At 35.4% G+C, this 21,344-nt stretch carries 26 protein-coding genes and 1 riboswitch; of the genes, 10 read left to right on the forward strand and 16 right to left on the reverse strand.

The features are described 5' to 3' along the window. Position 1 precedes the first annotated feature (1 nt). The 9 genes from HCB45_RS07620 to HCB45_RS07660 all read right to left on the reverse strand — a co-directional run bounded on the left by HCB45_RS07620 (position 2) and on the right by HCB45_RS07660 (position 7,099). Positions 2–229: an exodeoxyribonuclease VII small subunit gene (locus tag HCB45_RS07620; protein WP_003722489.1), complete on the reverse strand. Its 228-nt coding sequence runs from the start codon at positions 227–229 to the stop codon at positions 2–4. Further along, positions 219–1,571 (reverse strand): exodeoxyribonuclease VII large subunit, encoded by a 1,353-nt coding sequence (gene xseA / locus HCB45_RS07625; protein ID WP_185318695.1) that lies wholly within the window; start codon positions 1,569–1,571, stop codon positions 219–221. Before xseA ends, HCB45_RS07620 begins: the two co-directional genes overlap by 11 nt. Positions 1,572–1,589: 18 nt before the next feature. Further along, the gene (gene folD, locus HCB45_RS07630; protein ID WP_185318694.1) at positions 1,590–2,444 is read right to left on the reverse strand and encodes a bifunctional methylenetetrahydrofolate dehydrogenase/methenyltetrahydrofolate cyclohydrolase FolD; all 855 of its coding nucleotides are present in this window, start codon (positions 2,442–2,444) and stop codon (positions 1,590–1,592) included. 95 nt (positions 2,445–2,539) lie between these two features. Beyond that, positions 2,540–2,926 carry a transcription antitermination factor NusB gene (nusB, locus tag HCB45_RS07635; protein ID WP_185318693.1) on the reverse strand — a complete coding sequence of 129 codons (387 nt, stop codon included), beginning with the start codon at positions 2,924–2,926 and terminating at the stop codon, positions 2,540–2,542. Between the two features lie 30 nt (positions 2,927–2,956). After that, positions 2,957–3,364, reverse strand: coding sequence for an Asp23/Gls24 family envelope stress response protein (locus tag HCB45_RS07640; RefSeq protein WP_185318692.1), 408 nt, complete (start codon positions 3,362–3,364; stop codon positions 2,957–2,959). 3 nt (positions 3,365–3,367) lie between these two features. Next, a complete protein-coding gene (gene accC, locus HCB45_RS07645) occupies positions 3,368–4,732 on the reverse strand; it encodes an acetyl-CoA carboxylase biotin carboxylase subunit (protein WP_185318691.1) in 1,365 nt (454 codons plus the stop codon). A 13-nt stretch (positions 4,733–4,745) separates the two neighbouring features. After that, the gene (gene accB / locus HCB45_RS07650; protein ID WP_185619466.1) at positions 4,746–5,219 is read right to left on the reverse strand and encodes an acetyl-CoA carboxylase biotin carboxyl carrier protein; all 474 of its coding nucleotides are present in this window, start codon (positions 5,217–5,219) and stop codon (positions 4,746–4,748) included. Between the two features lie 158 nt (positions 5,220–5,377). Beyond that, positions 5,378–5,935 carry an elongation factor P gene (gene efp, locus HCB45_RS07655; protein ID WP_003722482.1) on the reverse strand — a complete coding sequence of 186 codons (558 nt, stop codon included), beginning with the start codon at positions 5,933–5,935 and terminating at the stop codon, positions 5,378–5,380. A gap of 102 nt (positions 5,936–6,037) precedes the next feature. Continuing rightward, a complete protein-coding gene (locus tag HCB45_RS07660) occupies positions 6,038–7,099 on the reverse strand; it encodes a M24 family metallopeptidase (protein WP_185619468.1) in 1,062 nt (353 codons plus the stop codon). A 179-nt stretch (positions 7,100–7,278) separates the two neighbouring features. Here HCB45_RS07660 and HCB45_RS07665 point away from each other — a divergent pair, with 179 nt between their 5' ends. From HCB45_RS07665 to HCB45_RS07675, 3 genes are read left to right on the forward strand one after another with little or no spacing between them, the layout of a single operon-like run. Continuing rightward, positions 7,279–8,244 (forward strand): DUF1385 domain-containing protein, encoded by a 966-nt coding sequence (locus HCB45_RS07665; protein WP_185318687.1) that lies wholly within the window; start codon positions 7,279–7,281, stop codon positions 8,242–8,244. A gap of 12 nt (positions 8,245–8,256) precedes the next feature. After that, positions 8,257–8,529, forward strand: a complete 273-nt coding sequence (locus tag HCB45_RS07670; protein WP_185318686.1) for an AC76 family protein — start codon at positions 8,257–8,259, stop codon at positions 8,527–8,529. A 60-nt stretch (positions 8,530–8,589) separates the two neighbouring features. After that, on the forward strand, positions 8,590–8,970 hold the full coding sequence (locus HCB45_RS07675) for a rhodanese-like domain-containing protein (RefSeq protein WP_003738872.1): 381 nt from the start codon (positions 8,590–8,592) through the stop codon (positions 8,968–8,970). A gap of 43 nt (positions 8,971–9,013) precedes the next feature. Here HCB45_RS07675 and gcvPB read toward each other — a convergent pair whose 3' ends face one another. From gcvPB to gcvT, 3 genes are read right to left on the reverse strand one after another with little or no spacing between them, the layout of a single operon-like run. After that, positions 9,014–10,480: an aminomethyl-transferring glycine dehydrogenase subunit GcvPB gene (gene gcvPB, locus HCB45_RS07680; protein ID WP_185318685.1), complete on the reverse strand. Its 1,467-nt coding sequence runs from the start codon at positions 10,478–10,480 to the stop codon at positions 9,014–9,016. Then, positions 10,477–11,823, reverse strand: coding sequence for an aminomethyl-transferring glycine dehydrogenase subunit GcvPA (gcvPA, locus tag HCB45_RS07685; RefSeq protein WP_185619470.1), 1,347 nt, complete (start codon positions 11,821–11,823; stop codon positions 10,477–10,479). The genes gcvPB and gcvPA overlap by 4 nt, the downstream gene beginning before the upstream one ends. A 15-nt stretch (positions 11,824–11,838) precedes the next feature. Further along, positions 11,839–12,927, reverse strand: coding sequence for a glycine cleavage system aminomethyltransferase GcvT (gene gcvT, locus HCB45_RS07690; RefSeq protein ID WP_185619472.1), 1,089 nt, complete (start codon positions 12,925–12,927; stop codon positions 11,839–11,841). Positions 12,928–13,010: 83 nt separating this feature from the next. Further along, a riboswitch (glycine riboswitch) is annotated at positions 13,011–13,102 on the reverse strand. Positions 13,103–13,467: 365 nt separating this feature from the next. Between gcvT and comGA the strand changes: the two genes are divergently transcribed. Genes comGA through HCB45_RS15255 form a run of 7 tightly spaced genes read left to right on the forward strand, consistent with a single transcriptional unit; the run spans position 13,468 to position 17,276 of the window. Continuing rightward, on the forward strand, positions 13,468–14,490 hold the full coding sequence (gene comGA, locus HCB45_RS07695; RefSeq protein ID WP_185619474.1) for a competence type IV pilus ATPase ComGA: 1,023 nt from the start codon (positions 13,468–13,470) through the stop codon (positions 14,488–14,490). After that, complete coding sequence (comGB, locus tag HCB45_RS07700) at positions 14,468–15,499, forward strand: competence type IV pilus assembly protein ComGB (RefSeq protein WP_185619476.1); 1,032 nt, start codon at positions 14,468–14,470, stop codon at positions 15,497–15,499. The genes comGA and comGB overlap by 23 nt, the downstream gene beginning before the upstream one ends. Before the next feature lie 13 nt (positions 15,500–15,512). Then, on the forward strand, positions 15,513–15,836 hold the full coding sequence (gene comGC / locus HCB45_RS07705; RefSeq protein ID WP_185318680.1) for a competence type IV pilus major pilin ComGC: 324 nt from the start codon (positions 15,513–15,515) through the stop codon (positions 15,834–15,836). Next, positions 15,833–16,261, forward strand: a complete 429-nt coding sequence (gene comGD / locus HCB45_RS07710; protein ID WP_185318679.1) for a competence type IV pilus minor pilin ComGD — start codon at positions 15,833–15,835, stop codon at positions 16,259–16,261. The genes comGC and comGD overlap by 4 nt, the downstream gene beginning before the upstream one ends. Further along, positions 16,248–16,532 carry a competence type IV pilus minor pilin ComGE gene (comGE, locus tag HCB45_RS07715; RefSeq protein ID WP_185318678.1) on the forward strand — a complete coding sequence of 95 codons (285 nt, stop codon included), beginning with the start codon at positions 16,248–16,250 and terminating at the stop codon, positions 16,530–16,532. The genes comGD and comGE overlap by 14 nt, the downstream gene beginning before the upstream one ends. Further along, positions 16,495–16,959 carry a competence type IV pilus minor pilin ComGF gene (gene comGF, locus HCB45_RS07720; protein WP_185607736.1) on the forward strand — a complete coding sequence of 155 codons (465 nt, stop codon included), beginning with the start codon at positions 16,495–16,497 and terminating at the stop codon, positions 16,957–16,959. The genes comGE and comGF overlap by 38 nt, the downstream gene beginning before the upstream one ends. Continuing rightward, complete coding sequence (locus HCB45_RS15255; RefSeq protein WP_185323087.1) at positions 16,959–17,276, forward strand: competence protein ComG; 318 nt, start codon at positions 16,959–16,961, stop codon at positions 17,274–17,276. The genes comGF and HCB45_RS15255 overlap by 1 nt, the downstream gene beginning before the upstream one ends. Positions 17,277–17,291: 15 nt before the next feature. Here the strand turns inward: HCB45_RS15255 and HCB45_RS07725 are convergent, their stop codons facing one another. The 4 genes from HCB45_RS07725 to HCB45_RS07740 all read right to left on the reverse strand — a co-directional run bounded on the left by HCB45_RS07725 (position 17,292) and on the right by HCB45_RS07740 (position 21,271). Beyond that, positions 17,292–18,383: a YqgU-like beta propeller domain-containing protein gene (locus tag HCB45_RS07725; protein WP_185318676.1), complete on the reverse strand. Its 1,092-nt coding sequence runs from the start codon at positions 18,381–18,383 to the stop codon at positions 17,292–17,294. A gap of 131 nt (positions 18,384–18,514) precedes the next feature. Further along, complete coding sequence (locus tag HCB45_RS07730; protein ID WP_185318675.1) at positions 18,515–19,483, reverse strand: ROK family glucokinase; 969 nt, start codon at positions 19,481–19,483, stop codon at positions 18,515–18,517. A gap of 24 nt (positions 19,484–19,507) precedes the next feature. Beyond that, on the reverse strand, positions 19,508–19,720 hold the full coding sequence (locus tag HCB45_RS07735; protein ID WP_003762076.1) for a YqgQ family protein: 213 nt from the start codon (positions 19,718–19,720) through the stop codon (positions 19,508–19,510). Positions 19,721–19,732: 12 nt separating this feature from the next. Continuing rightward, positions 19,733–21,271 carry a rhomboid family protein gene (locus HCB45_RS07740; RefSeq protein ID WP_185619478.1) on the reverse strand — a complete coding sequence of 513 codons (1,539 nt, stop codon included), beginning with the start codon at positions 21,269–21,271 and terminating at the stop codon, positions 19,733–19,735. Positions 21,272–21,344 lie beyond the last annotated feature (73 nt).

A 21,344-nucleotide genomic window follows, 5' to 3' on the forward strand; every position in this document is an offset into this window, starting at 1 on the left:
TTTATTCACCATCCGCTTCAAAAGGAATTTCTTCTCCTGCATCTGTGACTACTTTTGCCATTCGTTTTTCTGCTGATTGTAATTTATCTTGGCATAATTTTGTTAGTTCGATTCCCTTTTGGTACATATCAAGAGAATCTTCGAGTGAGGCACTACCATTTTCGAGCGCTTCTACGATTGTTTCTAATTCCGCAATTGCTTCTTCAAAAGTTTTCTTTTTAGTTGCCACTTATATCTTCCTCCTTTGCGGTAATGAGTGCATCTATATGTCCACCTTGCATTTTCACTTGAATGTTATCGCCGACTTCAAGCTCCTGTACCGATTTGACCAGTATATTTTCTTTATACGTTACACCAAATCCTCGTTTCAATAAAGAAAGAGGACTTAAATGTTCTAACGCATCTACTTGCCTGAAGAAAGATTGTTGTTTGTCTTTTAAAAGCTGCTTCATCGCTTTATCTAATGCTTGAAGTCGTGAAGTCATCTGTTCTTTTTGTAGTTCAATTTCTTTGTTCGGGTGATAGTAGTGCAGGCGATCATTTAATCGGGTGAAAGTCGTTTGTTTAATAAACAATTGCTTAGAAAAAGCACTATTTAATCGTTCAGCAAAATAATCTGTACGTTCCATTTGTTGTTCTAATTGATGTTTTGGACCATTTAAGATTAAATGTTGTTTTAGTTGCTCTAATAATCGCTCTTTTCTTTCTAGTAATTGCCTTGTGACAGCTAGCAAACGATATTTTCGTTCTGCGAGTCGTTCTTCTAAATCACGATAGTCTGGCACAGCTAGTTCAGCTGCGGCAGTTGGTGTTGCAGCTCGTACATCCGCAGAAAAATCACTTAGCGCAAAATCGGTTTCATGACCTACTGCAGAAATTACAGGCACATCGGAATCATACACTGCACGAACAACTGGCTCTTCATTAAATGCCCATAATTCTTCCAGAGAACCTCCACCACGCCCAATAATCATAACATCAATGTCATTCCGCTGATTTATCCGGCCAATGTTTTCGACTATTTTTTGGGCTGCTTTCTCCCCTTGAACTATTGTCGGATAAACAATCACCTCCACAGAAGGCATTCTCCGATGAATCGTTGTTAATATGTCACGTACAGCTGCACCAGTTTTTGAGGTAACAACTGCGACTTTAGACGGGAAAGAAGGAAGCACTTTTTTATGCGTTTCCGCAAAAAGTCCTTCCTTTTCTAATTGTGATTTCAATTGCTCTAATTGAACATATAGAGCTCCAACACCATCCGGTTCCATGTGTTCTGCATAAAACTGATAACGTCCAGCTTTTGTAAAAACACCAATTCGACCTGTGATAAGTACATTCATACCATCTTCAGGAACAAAACCAATTTTTTGAACTGCTTTTTGAAACATGACAGAACGAAGCATTGCAAATTCATCTTTTACCGTAAAATATAGGTGTCCACTCGCTGGTTGTTTTAAGTTAGAAATTTCACCGCGCACAAAAACTTGCTTCATGTAGGGATCCACTTCAAACTTTTTCTCAATATATTTGGTTATTGCTGCCACCGTCAAATATTTATCTTGCTCCATCATTTCACATCCAATTAATCAATTCATTTTCCAAATGCGTTTTGCTGCTTTTAATGTGTTCGCAAGTAGCATCGTGATTGTCATCGGACCAACGCCACCTGGAACTGGTGTAATAAATCCTGCTTCTTCTACCACGTCATCAAAGTCAACATCGCCACATAATTTATTATTTTCGTCGCGATCCATACCTACATCAATAACAATCGCACCAGGCTTAATATAGTCTTTTTTCACAAATTTAGCTAAACCTGTTGCCACAACAAGAATATCTGCTTCTTTCGCCACTTGTGGTAAATCTTTCGTACGGCTATGCGCAATGGTTACTGTCGCGTTTTCATTTAACAATAATTGTGCTACTGGTTTACCTACGATGTTGCTTCTACCAATAACGACAGCGCGTTTACCTTCTATTTGAGTGCCGGTCGATTTTATTAGTTCAATAATTCCTGCTGGTGTACAAGGAACAAAAGAATCTTTTCCGATAAATAAATTGCCTACATTTACCGGGTGGAAACCGTCCACATCTTTATCATAGCTAATAGTATCAATTACTTTTTCTTCTGAAATGTGTTCTGGTAGTGGTAACTGCACGAGTATGCCGTGAATGGTATTATCTTCGTTTAGTTCTTCTACAACAGATAGTAATTTTTCTTCTGTTACATTTTCTGGAAGCTCAATTAAAACGGATTTCATACCCGCTTCTTCTGTTCTTTTTTGTTTATTTCTTACATATGTACGGGATGCTTGATTATCGCCCACGAGCACAACAGCAAGACCTGGTTTCTTACCTTGTTTTACTAATTCAGCTACTTCTGTTGATACATTTTCTTGAATTTCTTTCGCTAATTTTTTGCCATCAATAATTTCTCCCATGAGTATTGCCCCCTTAAAAATACTTTCCACGTAATTATTCTTAAAAAATCACGAAATAAGGGAGTGCAAGAGAGTTCTCCTGCACTCAATCAAGTTTATTTATCCTCAGGTGCAATATTAGCAAGTACGCCATTAATAAATTTACTTGATTTTTCATCGCTGTAAATTTTTGCAATTTCGATAGATTCATTCAAACTAACTCTATTTGGTACATCTTCCAAATATTTAATTTCATATACACTTAAACGCAGTAAAGATAAATCAACTTTACTCAAGCGATCCATACGCCAATTATCTAAGTTAGGCTCAATGATAGCATCAATTTCAGCTTTATTGGCCATAACACCTTCTACTAAATTTTCCATGTAGTCGTCTTGCTCGTCTTCCATGATGTTTTTGATTGCTTGATCTAGCGACATTTCGTTTAGCTCTATTTGGAATAGTGCCTGAAGTGCTTTCTCGCGCGCCTCTCTTCTTTTCATTTTAAAGCTGCTCCTTTTGTTCCTTGAATTTTATAGTTCAAAATCATCGAAGGAAAGTGTTTCTGTTTTTTCAAATTGTACGCCAACGATATGCACGTTGATTTCAAGAACATTCAACCCTGTCATATTAAAAATAGTATCTCGAACAACATCTTGAATATTTTGAGCAACAAGTGGGATAATTGCTCCAAATAGAACAGAACAATAAAGTTCGATTAGAATACCTTCTTCAGTTAGTTCTACTTTTACGCCCTTACGATAGTTAACAGCACCACTAAATTTCTCGCGCATTTCTGTCGCAAAGCCGCCTTGCATGTAAGCAACATTTTCGATTTCACTTGCAGCAAGACCTGCAATTACGCCAATTACTTCAGGCGCAATCTCAATTTTGCCGAGCGGCGCATCATTTTGTTTACGTAAATCTTTTGTATAAGCCATTATTTAGCCCTCCTTAGAAAGATTCATTACATCATTTTGCTCCAAGAATTTTGTGTTGAAGTCGCCTGATAAAAATACGTCATTATCTAATACACGTAAATGGAATGGAATTGTCGAAGGAATGCCGTCAATTGCAAACTCGGACAATGCTCGTTTCATTTTTCGAATAACTTCTTCACGTGTTTCTGCATAACAAATTACTTTGGCAATCATTGAATCATAAAATGGTGGAATTTTGTAGTTTGGATACGCTGCCGAGTCAATTCGAACACCTAAACCACCTGGAGGAAGGTAAAATTTAATTTCTCCGGGAGCTGGCATAAAGTTTTTCTCAGGATTTTCAGCGTTAATCCGACACTCCATCGCCCAACCTGTTAATTTCACATCTGCTTGTTTAATTTGTAGTTCTTCCCCGGAAGCCACTAAAAATTGTTGTTTAACTAAATCAACTCCGGTAACAAGTTCCGTTACCGGGTGTTCTACTTGGATACGAGTATTCATTTCCATAAAGTAGAAATTATTTTCGTGATGATCATAAATAAATTCAATGGTACCTGCGCCAGAATAATTTACGGCTTTGGCAGCTTTGACAGCCGCTTTACCCATTTTTTGGCGTGTTTTTTCATCAATGGCAGGTGAAGGTGATTCTTCAATTAGCTTTTGCAAGCGACGTTGAATACTACAATCACGTTCTCCCAAATGAATCACGTTACCATGGTTATCAGCAAGCACTTGAATTTCTACATGACGGAAATCTTGAATGTATTTCTCAAGATAAACACCTGGATCTCCAAATGCTGCTTCTGCTTCTTGTTGGGTAGTTTGTATTCCAGAGATTAGTTTCTCTTCATTTTCTGCTACACGAATACCTTTACCGCCACCACCTGCTGTTGCTTTGATGATTACAGGATAACCGATTTTTTTAGCAATTTTTTTACCATCTTCCACATCAGCAACGATTCCTTGTGAACCAGGAACGATTGGAACACCAGCCTTACGCATAGTTTCGCGGGCAACGTCTTTTGTCCCCATTTGCGAAATAGCGGAAGCGCTTGGCCCGATAAACGTAATATTACAGTCTTCGCATAACTCAGCGAAATCTGCATTTTCGGCTAAGAAACCATAGCCAGGATGAATAGCATCACAGTTCGTTAAAACAGCAAGGCTAATAATATTGGACATATTTAAATAACTATCTTTTGTCGCCGCAGGACCTACACAATAAGCTTCATCCGCCAGCTGAATATGTAGCGCTTCTTTATCTGCTTCCGAATAAATCGCCACTGTCTCCACTCCAAGTTCTTTTGCAGCGCGAATGATACGGACAGCGATTTCACCACGGTTCGCTACCAGTACTTTTTTAATCATGTTTTTCGACCCCTTATTTTTTTCTAACTTTGAAAAGTGGTTGTCCAAATTCGACTAATTCGCCACTTGAAACAAGAATTTCTGCGATTTCCCCGTCGATATCAGCAGTGATTTCGTTGAATAATTTCATTGCCTCTACAATACATACAACGGACTGCGCGGATACTTTAGACCCAACGCTAACAAAATTAGCATCTTCTGGTGAAGCGGATGCATAAAAAGTCCCGACCATTGGAGATGTAATTACTTCTAAGCTCGCATCTTCCTCTGCACTTGCCTCAACTTGAGGAGCAACTGCTTGTGCTACCGGCGCTGCTTGAGCTGGTGTTTGTGTGGCAGCAATTGGAGCTTCTTGGACAGCTGCTGCAACAACTGTTTTATTCTTTTTAAGCAAAATCTTACTATCTTTCGTTTCTAACTCAAATTCATCTAGGGTTGACTCGTCAATCAGCTCAATTAGCTGTTTAATTTCATCTATTGATAACATACCTTTTACACTCCTTAATAATACTAAAAATAAAAAATTGCATGAATCACGCATTGTCCTTATTGTACCATACTTTTTATTCAAAAGGTGTACCGGAAGCGCTGAGGAATAGAAAAACAGCTGAAGAATTAACTCCAGCTGTAGTAAACGATTCTTGCTTACGCCCGAGAAACATACGCTGCTTCGGTTGTATTAATAACTAGTTTGTCTCCTTCATTAACGAAAAATGGTACTTGTACAACAAGACCAGTTTCAAGAGTGGCTGGTTTAGAACCGCCTGAAGAAGTATCACCTTTAATTCCAGGATCAGTTGCAGTAACAACTAATTCTACTGTGTTGGGTAAATCAATACCGATTGTTTCACCTTGGTACATGATAATATTAATTTCCATATTTTCTTTTAAGAATTTAAGCTCATGAGCAATTTGGTCTTCCGGAAGCTCAATTTGTTCATAAGACTCATTATCCATGAATACATGATTTGTGCCATCTGCGTACAAATAGGCCATTTTGCGATTGTCGATTTGCGCTTTTGCTACTTTTTCGCCACCACGGAATGTTTTTTCTTGGATTGCTCCTGTACGAAGGTTACGTAATTTGGAACGAACGAATGCTGCTCCTTTTCCAGGTTTTACATGTTGGAAATCTAGCACGCGCCAAATACCGTTATCTACTTCTATTGTTAACCCTGTTTTAAAGTCATTTACTGAAATCATGTTTTTCCTCCTGTAATTTGCAAAGTATCTTTATTTGGAGCATATTAAAACTGCTCATTCTTCCTTATTTAACCATAAAACACACAAAGTTACAAAGAAATTTTATAAAATAATCAATTCTTTTGGTGAATGAATTAGAATCTCATTACCTGTTTCAGTAATTAATAGATCATCTTCAATTCTAACGCCACCGATTCCTGGTAAATAAATTCCTGGTTCATCTGTCACAACATGTCCGACTTCCAGTTTTTGAGGGCTCTTAAAGGATAGATTTGGTCCTTCGTGAATTTCAAGTCCAATTCCATGTCCTAAAGAATGTCCAAATGCATCACCATATCCAAAGGAAGAAATATAATCACGTGCAATAGCATCTGCTTCAATCCCAGTCATGCCCGGTTTTAAGCTATCAATTACTTTTAATTGAGCATCTAAAGTGATTTGGTAAATTTCTTTTAATTTTTCTGCAGGTTCACCGACCGCGATTGTTCTTGTCATATCCGAACAATAACCATCATAATAACAACCGTAATCCATTGTGACGAAATCGCCAACTTCAATTTTTTTATCAGAAGCGACGCCGTGTGGTAAAGCCGAACGAACTCCGGACGCAACGATTGTATCAAACGATGATGAGGTAGCTCCAGCACGTCTCATAAAGAATTCTAGTTCATTAGATACTTCGATTTCAGCCATGCCTGGTTTAATAAATTGAATGATATGTGCAAAAGCTGCGTCAGCGATATCACATGCTGTGCGTATTGCTTTAAGTTCACTTGCAGTTTTCACTTTACGCATTTCTTCAAAGAAACCCGTAAGCGGGATTAACTGACGGTTAAATACGTGCTCCATTTGTTTAAACTCGGATACAGTCACATAATCCGCTTCAAAATGCAGTGTTTTTGTGTCGTTTTTAATTAATAAATCTTCTACTGCATCAAAAATCGGACCAGTATGTTGTATGATTTCATATCCTTCTGCTTGTTTCGCTGCTTGTTCTGTATATCTAAAATCTGTTACAAAATAAGCCTTGTCTGGTAAAATTAAAGCCACACCACTAGTTCCAGTGAACCCCGAAACATACCTTCTATTAAACTCACTTGTGACAAGGACTGCTTCTATCTTTTCCTTGCCCAGTGTTTCTTGAATTTTAGTTAATTTAGACATTTTTATTCCCCCACTTTTATCAAATTTTAGGCGTGCAAAAATCGCTTTATTAAACGCGTTCGAAACTATTTTATCACAATTTAGAAAAAATAACTTTTTTTAGGCGTTTAGCGCTATACGAAAAACTATTTTTAGCGTAAAATAACATATTAGTAAACATGAATAGGCTGGTGAAAACTTTGAGCAAACAAAACGTACCATCTTATGGTGGTCAAGCTGTAGTTGAAGGTGTTATGTTTGGCGGCAGAAAACAGACCGTAACAGCAGTTAGACGTATAGATGGTTCATTAGAATATTTTTATTTAGAAAAAAATAGTCCAGTTTGGGTTATGCGTATGAAGAAAATCCCTTTTTTAAGAGGGATTGTTGCATTAATTGAATCTAGCGCTATCGGTTCCAAACACCTTGCGTTCGCTACTGACCGGTACGACGAAGATCCAAATAATCCAGTGGAAGAAGAAAAAATTGAAAAGAAAGAATCAAAAGTCGCAATGTGGCTTGGTGTTGCCGTCATCGGTATTTTATCTTTTGTTTTTGCTAAATTTGTTATGACGCTTATCCCTGTGTTCTTAGCGGAATTATTCCGTCCAATTGTTCCAGGCGACACTGCCCAAGTATTTTTAGAAAGCTTTTTCAAATTAATTCTTCTATTAACCTATATTTTTGCTGTTTCTCAGACTCCGATTATTAAACGAGTTTTTCAATATCACGGTTCTGAGCATAAGGTGATTAATTGCTATGAAGAAAATTTACCTTTAACAGTTGAAAATGTACAAAAACAATCACGACTTCATTATCGTTGCGGTAGTAGTTTTATTTTATTTACGGTTATTGTTGGGATGTTTATTTATTTGTTAGTACCAACTGATCCTCTTTGGCTCCGTGTGGTCGACCGAATTTTACTTATTCCAGTCGTACTTGGCGTAGCATTTGAAGTACTTCAATTAACTAATAAATGCCGAAATATCCCTATCCTTAAATATTTAGGTGTACCAGGGTTATGGCTACAACTACTTACAACCAAAGAACCGTCTGATGATCAAGTGGAGGTTGCTATAGCATCCTTTAATGAACTTCTACGCGTTGAAAAAGAAGGCGCACCAGCAGATGCAGCTGAACCGGAGAATCTGGAACTTTTAGAATAGGAGTGGATTAATTTGAAGAAGTATCCCCTCATTGTTATTTTTTTACTTGCACTTGTTGGTATTGGGCTTTTAATGGATGGCTTTCAATCATTTTTTGTCTTAATTATTTCCGTTTTAATTGGAACGGTTATTTTTACCCTCCTACTGCGGCTTTTCACAAATAGAAAAACAGACAGTAATTACCAAAAAGCAGTGAAACAATCAAAAAATTTACATGATCCGAAGAAAAAAATGAAGAAAAAACGAAAATCTTCTTTCAAAGTGATTGATGGTGGCAAAAAATAAGTTATAATAGAAAAGGATGCTTTAAAAAAGCAGTTTTCAGGATGAAAGGGGTTTACACAATTGATTAGTTGGATTATAGCAATTATCATTCTGGTTATTCTTTTAGGATACGAAATTTACCAGTTTGTAATGCGACGTAAAGCACTAAAAGTTTTAACAGAAGAAGAATTTAAAAAAGGTTATCGTAAAGCACAATTAATTGATGTTCGCGAGCCAAATGAATTCGATGCTGGACATATTCTTGGAGCTAGAAATATTCCAGTTACCCAAATGAAAAACCGTACAACAGAAATTCGCCAAGATTTACCCGTTTACTTATATTGCCAAACAGCACAACGTAGTAACCGTGCAGCAATTATGCTTTATAAACGTGGATACAAACAAGTGTATCAACTTAAAGGTGGCTACCGTAAATGGACAGGAAAAACTAAGTCTAAATAAGAAAAAGAAGCCTTGCTACGAAACTTCGCAGCAAGGCTTCTTTTTATACTTCTTTTTGATAACGTAAAATCGGTTTTCTAGCAGCCCGTGTTTCATCTAGTCGTTTTACATAGGTGCTATGCGGCGCTTCTTGAACGATTTCAGGGTTTTCTTCTGCTTCTTTAGCAATTTTCAACATTGTATCGATGAAAGAATCTAATGTTTCTTTAGATTCTGTTTCTGTCGGTTCAATCATGATTGCTTCGCCTACAATTAACGGGAAATAAACAGTTGGCGGATGGAAATTATGATCTAGTAACCGTTTTGCAATATCAACGGTTCTTACACCAAGTTTCTTCTGTCTATTACCACTTAAAACAAATTCGTGTTTACATACTTGGTCAAATGGTAAATCATAGGCTTCTTGCAGTTTACGCATCATATAGTTAGCATTTAAAACGGCATATTCTGTCACCAATTTCAAGCCGTCTGGTCCCATTGTACGAATATACGTATATGCTCGAACATTAATACCAAAGTTACCATAATAAGGTTTCACGCGTCCAATAGAATCAGGATAATTGTAATCAAATGTGTAAATATCTCCTTTTTTCGTAAGGACTGGTGTTGGTAAGAATGGTATTAATTCCTTTTTCACGCCAATCGGACCAGAACCAGGGCCACCACCACCGTGAGGACCAGTAAATGTTTTGTGTAAATTTAAATGAACAACATCAAAGCCCATGTCTCCTGGTCGAACTTTCGCCATAATAGCATTTAAGTTGGCACCATCATAGTACAACTTCCCACCAGCTTCATGAACAATTTCCGCCATTTCGACAATATCTTTTTCAAAAAGACCAAGTGTATTTGGGTTTGTGAGCATTAGCGCGGCTGTATCTTCTCCAACAACTTTTTTCAAATCAGCTACATCAACAAGACCTTTTTCATTTGATTTCACTGTTACCACATCAAAGCCTGCAACCGCTGCTGATGCAGGGTTTGTCCCATGTGCGGAGTCAGGAATGATAACTTTAGTACGTTTTGTATCACCATTTTTTTCATGGAATGCACGAATAAGCATTAATCCAGTCCATTCACCGTGTGCTCCAGCGGCTGGTTGTAACGTCACTTCATCCATTCCTGTAATTTCCACTAAGCTTGTTTGTAAATCGTACAGTAGTTCTAGTGCACCTTGGACAGAGCTTTCTGGCTGATTTGGATGGATATTAGCAAAACCAGGAAAACGTGCAACTTTTTCATTGATTTTGGGGTTATATTTCATCGTACAAGAGCCAAGCGGATAAAAACCAGAATCCACACCAAAGTTATGATTGGATAAATTAGTATAATGGCGCATGATTTCAAGCTCACTCAGTTCAGGCAAATCTGCTGGTTCAGAACGAATATATGCTTGATCAAAATAATTACTGGCATTTGTTTCTGGAACATCGCTTTCTGGCAAACTAAAGCCAATTCTACCCGGAATAGAGCGTTCAAACACTAATGGCATCGTTTCTTCTAAATTCATTTTGCACCCTCCAAGCTCGCCACAAAGGCATCAATTTCCTCTTTTGTACGCATTTCTGTCACTGCTACAAGCATATGATTTTCGTATTTTTTTTCATAAAAACCAAGGTCATATCCACCAATAATCCCCTCATCTAAAAGCGATTCGTTCACTTCTTTGATTGGTTTCGAAAGCTTTACTACAAATTCATTGAAAAAGCCATCTGAAAATAGAACTTCAAAGCCATTTTCGCGGAATTTTTGTTTTGCATAATGAGATTTATCTAGATTTTGTTTTGCCATTTCTACAAGGCCTGTTTTTCCAAGTGTAGCCATTGCGACAGAAGAAGCTAAAGCATTCAAAGCTTGGTTAGAGCAAATATTAGATGTCGCTTTGTCACGGCGAATATGTTGTTCGCGCGCTTGTAATGTCAATACGTAACCACGCTTCCCATTTTCATCCACAGTTTCCCCAACTAAACGTCCAGGAACTTTACGCATTAATTTATTTGTTACTGCAAAGAATCCACAATGCGGTCCACCAAATGATTCTGGAATACCAAATACTTGTGAATCACCTACAACAATATCTGCACCAAATTCTCCTGGTGGAGTTAACAAACCAAGGGATAGCGGATTGCTTGAAACAAGTAATAAAGAATTATTTTCATGCACTAATTTTTCAAGTTCTGCCAAAGGTTCCACTTGACCATAAAAATTTGGATATTGTACAACAAAACCTGCGATATCATCTGAAAGAGCTTTTTTTAGTGCCTCGATGTCTGTTTTGCCATCTAGCTCTGGAATAACTTCTACTTCAATGTGTTGGCCAGTTGCATATGTTTTTAAAACATTGCTGCTCTCTGGATGAACTGCTCCAGAAATGAGAATTTTTTTTCGTTTTGTATGCCCGCTTGCTAGCATAGCCGCTTCCGCAAGAGCTGTTCCCCCATCGTACATTGATGAGTTCGCTAAATCCATTCCAGTAAGTTCTGCAATCATTGTTTGGAATTCAAAGATTGCTTGCAATTCACCCTGCGAAATTTCTGGCTGATAAGGCGTATATGCTGTATAAAATTCTGAACGAGAAATAACGTGATCCACAACTGTTGGAATGTAATGACTATAGACCCCCACTCCTAAGAAAGAGGCATAGTCTGCTGTATTGGCATTTTTAGAAGCGAGTTTCGATAATTCACGTAAAAGTGCGGGTTCTGATTTTGCAGGTTTTAAATCATAATCTCGTTTAAATCTAATTTTTTCTGGAATATCTTGAAATAAGTCATCAATTGACTTAACCCCTATTACATCAAGCATTTCCTTTTCATCTTGTTCCGTCATTGGTAAATAACGATGTTTCGCCATATTATTTCCTCCTTTTTACTTCGCGCGTTTATAAAATGGTGTTGGTACTATTTTTGCTTTTACTTTTTTATTTCTTATGCCCACTTCTACTTCTTGACCTAATTCTGTGTAAGCTGTATCAATTAAAGCGAGACCAATATTCGTTCCAAGTGTTGGTGATTGCGTCCCAGAAGTAACTACCCCGATTTCTTCCTCATTTAAAAATACTGGATAATCGTGACGCGGAATACCTCGTTCGATTAATTCAATGCCAACTAGTTTTCTTTTCAATCCTGCTTCTTTTTGTTTAATTAGAGCTTCTTTACCTATAAAATTTGCTTCTTTTTTCAATTTAACAGCAAAATTGAGGCCAGCTTCGAGTGGAGTAATATCTTTGCTCAATTCTTGTCCATAAAGCGCAAGTACAGCTTCTAATCGCAAAGTATCACGTGCACCTAAACCAATTGGAGCGACACCTTCCGCCAAAATTGTTTCAAATACTTTTCCTGCATCAGCGCTTGGCATATAAATCTCAAATCCATCTTCTCCAGTATATCCACTTCTTGAAATAATTGTTTTCACACCAGCTATATTCGCATCCAAAACAAATCCGAAGAAGCTGATGGAGCTTAAATCTACATCTGTTAGCTTAGAGAGAATTTTTTCAGCATTTGGCCCTTGCAGAGCTAATTGAGCATATTCCGAAGATACATTAGTAACTGAGACATCACCGCGTATATTTTTTACCATCCACTCAAAATCTTTATCTGTGTTTGCTGCGTTCACAACAAGTATGTATTCTGTTTCTGATTTTTTGTAAACCACTAAATCGTCCACTGTTCCCCCTGTTTCATAGCACATAATATTATATTGGGCTTTACCAACTTTTATTTTTTCAATATCATTTGATAACAAATATTGTAAATAAGAAGCACTGTCAGGCCCTTTCACCAAAATCTCTCCCATGTGAGACACATCAAATAACCCTGCGTCCGTCCGCACGGCCTCGTGTTCTGTTTTTATCCCAGCAAATTGCACTGGCAGATCCCATCCCCCAAAATCAATGGTTTTTGCACCATATTTTGCATAATAAGGGTGAATCGGTGTTTTTAGTAACTCTGTCATAATTATATCCTCCTTTTTCACATAACAAAAAGGCTTATAAAGTTCATAAGCCCTGTCGTAACATAAAAATGACTCCAGAGTTGCGTCCCGTAAACATCCTTTTGCCTGAGAGTTTCACATAATATATGCTTTCCCCGTCGGCGCTGCTTTTCGCAGTCTCTCTGTTTACATTCACCCGCTAATTCTATTATGTATTTGCCTTTTCTATAGCTTATCACGAGTTGTATTGTTCGGCAAATAATTAGTTTTATTCCTAAAAAATTCTTAATCCAACAGATTCGTTCGGAATGTAAGGGCTTTATCTCATTTTCACTTTCCAATTATACGTTTGTTATCTTTCGCACAAAGATTGTGAAAATCTAATAAAAATAAAAAAGTTTTTTCTATACTTAAAGGTAGCTTAAAAATATTTTTTACTAATGTTTTTTCTAAAATACTACTATTTCCAACTAAGAAAATCACTTTTTAGTTTTTTGTGAAAATAATTCTACAAAGGAATTTTATAATATACCGTAGAATATAACTTGTAAGGAGGTCATTATGCCACAAAAACTAATGGATCATATTACATCTCAAGCGCTTCGAGTCAATGCAAGTGATATTCATATTCATCCTTTAAAATATCGTTATTTGCTTCGTCTGAGAGTAAATGGGACACTGATACCCCTTCTCTATCTTTCATATGATACTGGAGAAAAGTTAATATCATTTCTTAAATTTCAAGCTGCTCTAGATATAAGCGAGAAACGCAAACCTCAATCCGGTAGCTATGAGAAAGAAATTAAATCCGAAAAAATAGCTCTAAGACTTTCTACTATGCCTAATAAAGACTTTCATGAAAGTATGGTAATTCGCATTTTCCGCTATAAATATCCAATCCCTTTTTTAAAGTCTTGTCTATTTCCTAAGGTAACTAAACAAATTTTGCACTTATGTAATAACCAAACTGGATTATTCCTTTTTTCAGGTAGTACTGGTAGCGGAAAATCAAGCTCAATGTATAGTTTAGTGTCAGCTATAGAAAAGCAAACTGAACTTCAAGTAATTACAATAGAAGACCCTGTTGAACATTATTCCCCTGGTTTTCTTCAAGTGGAAATTAACGAAAAAGCTGACATCACATATGCCCCTATCATTCGTTCCATTCTGCGTCACGATCCCGATATCCTTATTGTAGGAGAAATTCGCGACTTAGAAACAGCAAAAATAGTAGTAAGAGCTGCATTAACAGGTCATTTAGTATTTAGTACAGTTCATGCAGGTGATAGTTATGGAGTTTTACTGAGATTACTTGAGTTTGGTGTTAGCAAAGAAGAATTAGCTCAATGTTTGCTTGGTATAAGTTTCCAAAAATTATCTCATTTATATTGTGTCTATTGTGGTTCAAAATGTCATCCATATTGTAGCCATTTAAAAAGAAAAAGAACAGCCATCTATGAAATGATTACAAAAAATGATATACGAAATTATTTTGACTCAAATTATCAACAAAACAAACCTCAATATACATTAGACGAAATTTATCAGAAAGGGGTTATCTATGGCTTTTTTCCACCGGATTAATTGGAAAGATGATGGTGAATTTTTAATAAGAATTGCTATTTTACTTGAAAAAGGTTTTTCACTTGAGTCTGCAATTAGTTATTTAAGTATCACAACGCCTAAACATAGCGAGAGATATAGAGAAATTATCGCTTCTCTTGCAATTGGCAATTCTTTTTCTTTTGCTCTTCAACAAAGTAAGTTTCCAGAGTTTATTTGCTCACAGCTTCATTATGCTAGTAATCATGGTTTTTTTATTCAAACAATCCGAGAAACTGGCATTCATATGAAAAGAAAAGCCGAAGAAAAAAACGCCTTAATGAAAACATTTCAATATCCTCTCGTTTTATTTGCAACCGTTATCGTAGTATTTTTCTTACTTCGGATATTCCTTTTACCCAAATTCGAACTTTTATTTTCACAACTCGCTAGTAACGGATCTCTTGGAACCAGTTTCACTTATTTTTTACTTGAAAAAGTCCCCATTCTATTAGGTGCTATTTTGCTCTCTCTTTTTCTATTAGTAGGTTTTATTATTCGAAAACAAAATAAAAAATCAGCATATGAACAAGCCTGTTTTTATTGTCGTATTCCTTATATTAAGCAGTTTGTAAAGATTCATTATTCTCAATATTTTTCACGCGAAATAGGTTACCTATTAAAAAGCGGCCTTTCTATTACACATATTATACAATTATTTGCTCAAGAGGATTCTCCTGCTTTCTTCCGTTCTATAGCAAAACATATTATTCCTTCACTTGAAGCTGGCTTACCTTTAACAGATGCATTAGAAAAAATGCCTATTTTTGAAAACGAACTATATTACATTGCCTTACACGGTGAGAAAAATGGTAATCTAGCAGAAGAATTTTTATTCTATTATCAGCTATGCCATCAAAAAGTATTCCAAAAAACAGAAAAATTATTTTCATTTATCCAACCGATTATTTTTATAATTATCGGCATTTTAATCATATCTATTTATTTATCTATCTTGTATCCAATGTTTTCTATGGTAAATCAAATTTAGAGGAGGAGTTTTAATGTATAAAATTAAAATAGATTGGAAAGATGATCGAGGGTTTACTTTAGTAGAAATGCTTATTGTTTTATTAGTTGTCAGTGTATTGTTACTTCTAACCATTCCTAACATCGTTACACAGAGTAAGTCTATTAATAATAAAGGTTGTGAGGCTTTTATTTCGATGGTTCAGGGACAAGTTCAATCATATCAATTAGATAAGAATTCGATTCCTTCAGTAAGTGACTTAGTTAATGGTGGTTATTTGAAATCAACTCAAAAATCTTGCCCAAACGGAAATAGTATTAAGATAGATAGTTCAGGCAACGTTTCTGAGAATAAATGAAAAAGAATGCCTTTACCTTATTAGAAATGTTACTAGTCTTATCCATTAGCTTAACTATGATAACTCTAACTATTTATCCAATTTCAACCACTATCTCTGGACTTGCAGAAAGACAATTGTTAGAAGAAATAAAAGCCGCTATTTATCTTAGCCAAATAAATGCAATAACATCTAATCAAGATACAATTATTTCCTTTATTCCTGTTGAAAATCAATTCCTTGCAAGTTCAAACAAACAACCGGTTACCACTATTCCATTTGGTGATACATTAAATTTACAACACACAAAAGTTGAAAATTATCGTTTTTCGCACCTAGATGGAACTATCAATCGTTTTTCTACAATTCATTTTTCAGGCTTAAATAGAAGTTATAAGCTTGTATTCCAAATTGGGAAAGGACGTTTTCGGATTGAACAAGATTAATGGATTTTCGTTAGTAGAAAGTATAGTTTCTTTATTACTTTTCTCCCTTGTTTGTAGTTTTTTATTACCTATTTCTATGACTATTTTTCAAAAGCTTGATCAACAGAAAGAAACTAGTCAACTATATCAGCAAATCTTTGAGCATAGTGAGCTATTACGTTATAGAAGTGTTCCAATTCTTTTTAACGATGGACAAGTAAAAAGTTTTTATTATCAAGGAGGTGTCCAAATTTGTGCAAAAAAAAATAAAACCGAAAAATGTACGTTATAGAAAGAGCTCATCTGCCTTCACCTTACTGGAAACTATACTATCGATTATTATCGTTTTAAGTATTAGTTCTCTTATTCCTTTATTTTTTGAATGTTATCATAAAACTATCGAGCTTAGTAATCTTGATCAAACGAGTGAATGGCAGTTATTTTTGATGCAAACTCGTTTAGAACTAGAAAAAGCTACAAATATGCAAGTAAATCCGGAAAAACTATCTTTCAAAATAAATGATAACCTTGTTACTTATTCAAAATACAATAATATGCTACGACGACAAGTAAATGGTAAAGGACATGAGCCTCTACTGTACAAAGTAACTAATTGGCAAATTATGGAGGAGGAAACTCAACTTACTTTAAAAGTTGAGTTTTCCAATAATAAGTTTTATACTTCAAAATTCCCTTTAACGAAAGCGAATGAGTTTTAATGAAACACAATGGATTCACGCTACCCTTTACACTTTTCATAGCCTTTATTACGATTTTAATTGTTACAGGCAGTACCTCAATTTTTAAAACTCAAATTCAATATGAAAAACAACTTCAGAACTATTATTTAGCATCTGCAGAATTGAATTTAGCTTTGTTAGTAGCAAAGAATGATTCGAAACTAGCAAGCCAATTTAGCATAAAGTATGGTAACTCAATAATAAGATGTCAATCTACTAACGAAGCTTTATCTACTTTTACTTGCAACATTACTTTAGAAAATGGTTACACGCTCACAAAAACAACGAATCCATAAGCATGAATTCGTTGATTAAAAAGTTTTAGTTGGTGTATTAATTAAATTATACATTTTACCTGTTTTTGTATCAATAACCTTATCAAACAAATAACCATAGAGAACTAAATCACCCGTTTCATAAGATAAAATAGGTTGATTATCCGTTAATTCTAATACAGTAGTCTCCTTTTTGTTTGTTGGATCAACTTTTACTAATTTATATTCATGGGGGCCACTGCTAATTTTTTGACTTTTATAAGGCACGAAGGTTAAAAAAGTATTTTTATCGAAATTTGTATCAAAATAAGGGATAAAAGTTCCTAATTCATCATACTCTCTTGCTGCTTCATAAGAGAAAAAATTTTGAAAACCTATTGTCCTAAAAACATACAATAATTTTTCATTCGAAGATTTCTCAATCGTAAGTAAAACATTATCATGTACAGCAAATTGCATTATATTAGCAACAATTAAGCTTTTAGTAGCTTTATCTCTAATATCTTGTAAATATAAGTTTCCTAATTCATCATCTGGTTTATCTTTATTATTTGAAATAATCAAATTATCACCATACCAAGAAATAAAAGGAGATATTACATCTACATTATCAACTTGATTAGTCGTGTAATCCCAATTCTCAATATGAAAATTCCACTGAGGACTATAAGTTACAAACATTATTTTTTCAGGCGATTCATTATTCCAATAAAAAGTGGTTGTTAATGGTTTAGTATCTCTGGACGCTAGTATGGAACCATCATTTAATGCAATGATTCGCATAGTTGCTTTTTTATCTGATTCAGCAGAATAAAGCAATATGTTTCGATAATCCGGACTAATTTGGACTTCTGAAATAGATTCTTTTGTATTAAAGATAGCCCGTTTTTTTTCATTATAAATATTTAATTCTTCAAAGTAAGTTGTGCCATGTTTTTTTGTTTGTAACAAAACAGTATCTTTTGACAACCAACCAACGACACGTTGAAATTCTTTCGTTTTAATTTGAACACCCTGAACTTCTTTTGCAGTCTTTTTTGGCGTTTCTTTTTCCTCCGAGCAACCAAAAGAGATAAAAACCAAGCCCATTAACAAGGTAATTAGCAAAAAAGCATTTGATTTTTTCATCTCTGGCCTCCAATCTCTCTATGCTAAAATTTTACCCTTTTCATAGGAAGCTAAAACAATGCGTGATAGAAAGATCATCTTAAGTAAGATAAGCTACAATAATGGAGTGTTATTGTAGCTTATGAAAAGTATTAATCTTCAACTGGTAATGCTAACCAAGCAGCACCTATTATCCCAGCGTCATTCCCTTTTGTCGCGATAGATAATTTAGTAGATTCTTTAACTGCTGGAAATACCATAGTTTCAAAATAATTTCTGACAGGTGTTAAAAGTTGATCTCCTGCAGCCGAAACTCCCCCGCCAATAATAATTTTTTCGGGATTTAGCATATTACCTATATGACTAAGTGCTAGGGCTAAGTAGAAAGAAATTTTATCAATCGTTTCATTAGCTAATTTATCATTTTCAGCGCCCAATTCAAAAATCAACTTAGAAGTAATAGTAACTTGTTTGTCGATAGCTTCCTTAAGCGATGATTCGCCAGTGAATTCTTTTGCCAAATCTTTTGCTACGCGTACAATACCAGTTGCAGAAGCTACGGTTTCTAAACATCCTTTTTTACCACAAGTACAATCATAGCCATTCTCGGGGACAACTGTCACGTGACCAATTTCGCCTGCTGCGCCACGAATTCCGTGCAGAATCTTACCCTCTGCAAAAATTCCGCCACCGACACCTGTTCCAAGTGTTACGAACACAACATTCGCACCACCTTCGCCAGCACCTTTCCAGCGTTCACCTAATGCTGCAACATTCGCATCATTATCTAATTCTATTTTTAAACCAGTAATTTTTTCCAAGTCTTCGCTAACGTTTTGTTCTTCTGCCCAGCCAAGATTATATGCACCTTTAACTGTTCCTGTTTCATAATTCACTGTTCCAGGAGTTCCCATCCCGATACCATAAAAAATGTCATTATCTAGCTGTAAATCAGTTAACTTTTGATTAATAGAATCACCAATATCTTTCACAATATGGGCACCTTTATTCTCAATATTTGTATCAATAGTCCATTTTTCTTCAATGTCACCGTCTTTTGTTAAAATAGCTAATTTTGCAGTTGTCCCGCCTAGATCTACACCAATTAATTTTTTGTTCATTCTGCTGTTCTCCTTATAATCAATTTAATTTAAACTACTATTTTTTCGTTGTTCTTTGATTAATTCTTGTTTCAATATACTTCGAGCTCTAGCAAAAACTTCTCTATCTAAAATATTATGCTTAAAAAGTTCTGTGACTTCGTATTCCATCATTTCGATATCATATTGTCGCTTTCCTAAATAAACAATTATGCCATGCTTTCGTAGTAATTGAGCAACATCATAAACTGTTTTCACATTAAAAACCTCTTATTCTTTGCTTTTTTGTAACTCATCATAATAAGAATCAAAAAACGTATTACTGGATAATTGTTTAGCAGTATCGGCTTCTTTAAGGGCGCCCTCTATATTACCTTGTATTCTATAACAAAAAGATAAATAATAATGAGCTTCTGGGATATCTTTATCCAGACTAATTGCTTCATTCGCCATATCTTCTGCTTTATCTATTTGCTTATTTTGTAAAGCAATAGACGATGCATAAGTATAAGAATAGCCATCAGCACTTCCGCTTTCGATTAAATTATCTATAATTTTTGTAGCTTCTTTTTTGTTATGATCTTGCAAATATTGTTGAACTGCTATATTGGCTGGCATGGGATCATAAGGTTGTTCTCCTTTTTGGAAACCAAAATATAAAAAGAGAATAGTTATTGCAACAAGCGAAACTCCATATACAAGTCTACGCCAATGGAAAAATTGTTTCGGAAGCGATAATGCTCCTGCAAGTAAAAATCCGCCAACTAAGCCTCCAATGTGCCCAGCAATGTCAATTTGTGTAGAAAAGACATCTATTAATAAATTAATCGCTACTAAGGAAGCAATGCTTGTTCCAATTGTTTTTGCATAAAGATTTGGCTTTAATACAACTAAATATAGTAATGCACCCATTACAGCAAAAACTGCCGTGCTAGCTCCAACAGATAAATTCATATTTAACGTAAAACTCGCTATATTACCACAAATACCACCTAAAAGTAGTATAAGAATATATCGCCATTTACCATAAATACGCTCTGCCCATGCACCAACAATATAGAGCATTACTGCGTTTGATGCAAGGTGGATTAGACCACTATGAAGAAAAATAGGTGAAATAAAGCGCCACCATTCACCAGCATAAATAAGAGGGTTGAATTTCCCACCCCATTTAATTAAGTTAAAAGTATCGGTTGAACCACCTTGTAAGGTCACCCAAAGGAATGCCGCAACAATAAGCCCAATGAACGAATATGTGACAATTGGCTTAGAATTTCTAGCTACTTTTTGTTCTTCATTAACTTTAGCAGTAATATAAGTGATTACTTGCTCGCGTTCTTTTGCTACCATCTCTTTTGTTATTTCGTTTGAAAGGATAAATGTTTCTTCTGGTATATCTAATTTTTTAATTAGTAATTCTAGGTGCTCCTGCATTTGTTCGTTTGCAAGTAATATATTTTCTAATTTCACTTTTTCGTTTGGTGACGTAATGGTTTGTCCAAAAAAAGGCGAAATATCACCCATGGGCTCAAATGGAGTTATATAAATATTAATAAGAGGCAATTTTAAGCGTCCCATTTGCTTGCGAAGGTTTTCAGTTACATGTAATGTATGTGTCACATCACGTTCCACTACATTTACCCAACTTAATTCTTTCATTTGAATACGGATAACTGGTCTTTTTTTCTGGCTGATATTTTCTAACCAAAGTTCTTGTTTTTCCTCATGAAGATGGATTAAACGGTATTTTTCCACACCCAAGAAATAGTTAGTTAGGCGCCAGAAGACATATTGTTCTTGGAAGCTCAAAAAATTCCCTGCTTTCATTACAAATTATATTTACTACTATACGCAAAAATAGGGGCGTTGTAAACAATCCACC

It is taken from the genome of Listeria farberi, assembly GCF_014229245.1.
Taxonomy (GTDB): domain Bacteria; phylum Bacillota; class Bacilli; order Lactobacillales; family Listeriaceae; genus Listeria; species Listeria farberi.

Bases quoted from the DNA above. Each gene is read 5' to 3' on its own strand.
- xseA (WP_185318695.1), bottom strand. From the start codon at position 1,571: ATGGAGCAAGATAAATATTTGACGGTGGCAGCAATAACCAAATATATT.
- folD (WP_185318694.1), bottom strand. From the start codon at position 2,444: ATGGGAGAAATTATTGATGGCAAAAAATTAGCGAAAGAAATTCAAGAA.
- nusB (WP_185318693.1), bottom strand. From the start codon at position 2,926: ATGAAAAGAAGAGAGGCGCGCGAGAAAGCACTTCAGGCACTATTCCAA.
- HCB45_RS07640 (WP_185318692.1), bottom strand. From the start codon at position 3,364: ATGGCTTATACAAAAGATTTACGTAAACAAAATGATGCGCCGCTCGGC.
- accC (WP_185318691.1), bottom strand. From the start codon at position 4,732: ATGATTAAAAAAGTACTGGTAGCGAACCGTGGTGAAATCGCTGTCCGT.
- accB (WP_185619466.1), bottom strand. From the start codon at position 5,219: ATGTTATCAATAGATGAAATTAAACAGCTAATTGAGCTGATTGACGAG.
- efp (WP_003722482.1), bottom strand. From the start codon at position 5,935: ATGATTTCAGTAAATGACTTTAAAACAGGGTTAACAATAGAAGTAGAT.
- HCB45_RS07660 (WP_185619468.1), bottom strand. From the start codon at position 7,099: ATGTCTAAATTAACTAAAATTCAAGAAACACTGGGCAAGGAAAAGATA.
- gcvPB (WP_185318685.1), bottom strand. From the start codon at position 10,480: ATGAATTTAGAAGAAACGATGCCATTAGTGTTTGAACGCTCTATTCCG.
- gcvPA (WP_185619470.1), bottom strand. From the start codon at position 11,823: ATGGCGAAACATCGTTATTTACCAATGACGGAACAAGATGAAAAGGAA.
- gcvT (WP_185619472.1), bottom strand. From the start codon at position 12,927: ATGACAGAGTTACTAAAAACACCGATTCACCCTTATTATGCAAAATAT.
- comGA (WP_185619474.1), top strand. From the start codon at position 13,468: ATGCCACAAAAACTAATGGATCATATTACATCTCAAGCGCTTCGAGTC.
- comGB (WP_185619476.1), top strand. From the start codon at position 14,468: ATGGCTTTTTTCCACCGGATTAATTGGAAAGATGATGGTGAATTTTTA.
- comGC (WP_185318680.1), top strand. From the start codon at position 15,513: ATGTATAAAATTAAAATAGATTGGAAAGATGATCGAGGGTTTACTTTA.
- comGD (WP_185318679.1), top strand. From the start codon at position 15,833: ATGAAAAAGAATGCCTTTACCTTATTAGAAATGTTACTAGTCTTATCC.
- HCB45_RS15255 (WP_185323087.1), top strand. From the start codon at position 16,959: ATGAAACACAATGGATTCACGCTACCCTTTACACTTTTCATAGCCTTT.
- HCB45_RS07725 (WP_185318676.1), bottom strand. From the start codon at position 18,383: ATGAAAAAATCAAATGCTTTTTTGCTAATTACCTTGTTAATGGGCTTG.
- HCB45_RS07730 (WP_185318675.1), bottom strand. From the start codon at position 19,483: ATGAACAAAAAATTAATTGGTGTAGATCTAGGCGGGACAACTGCAAAA.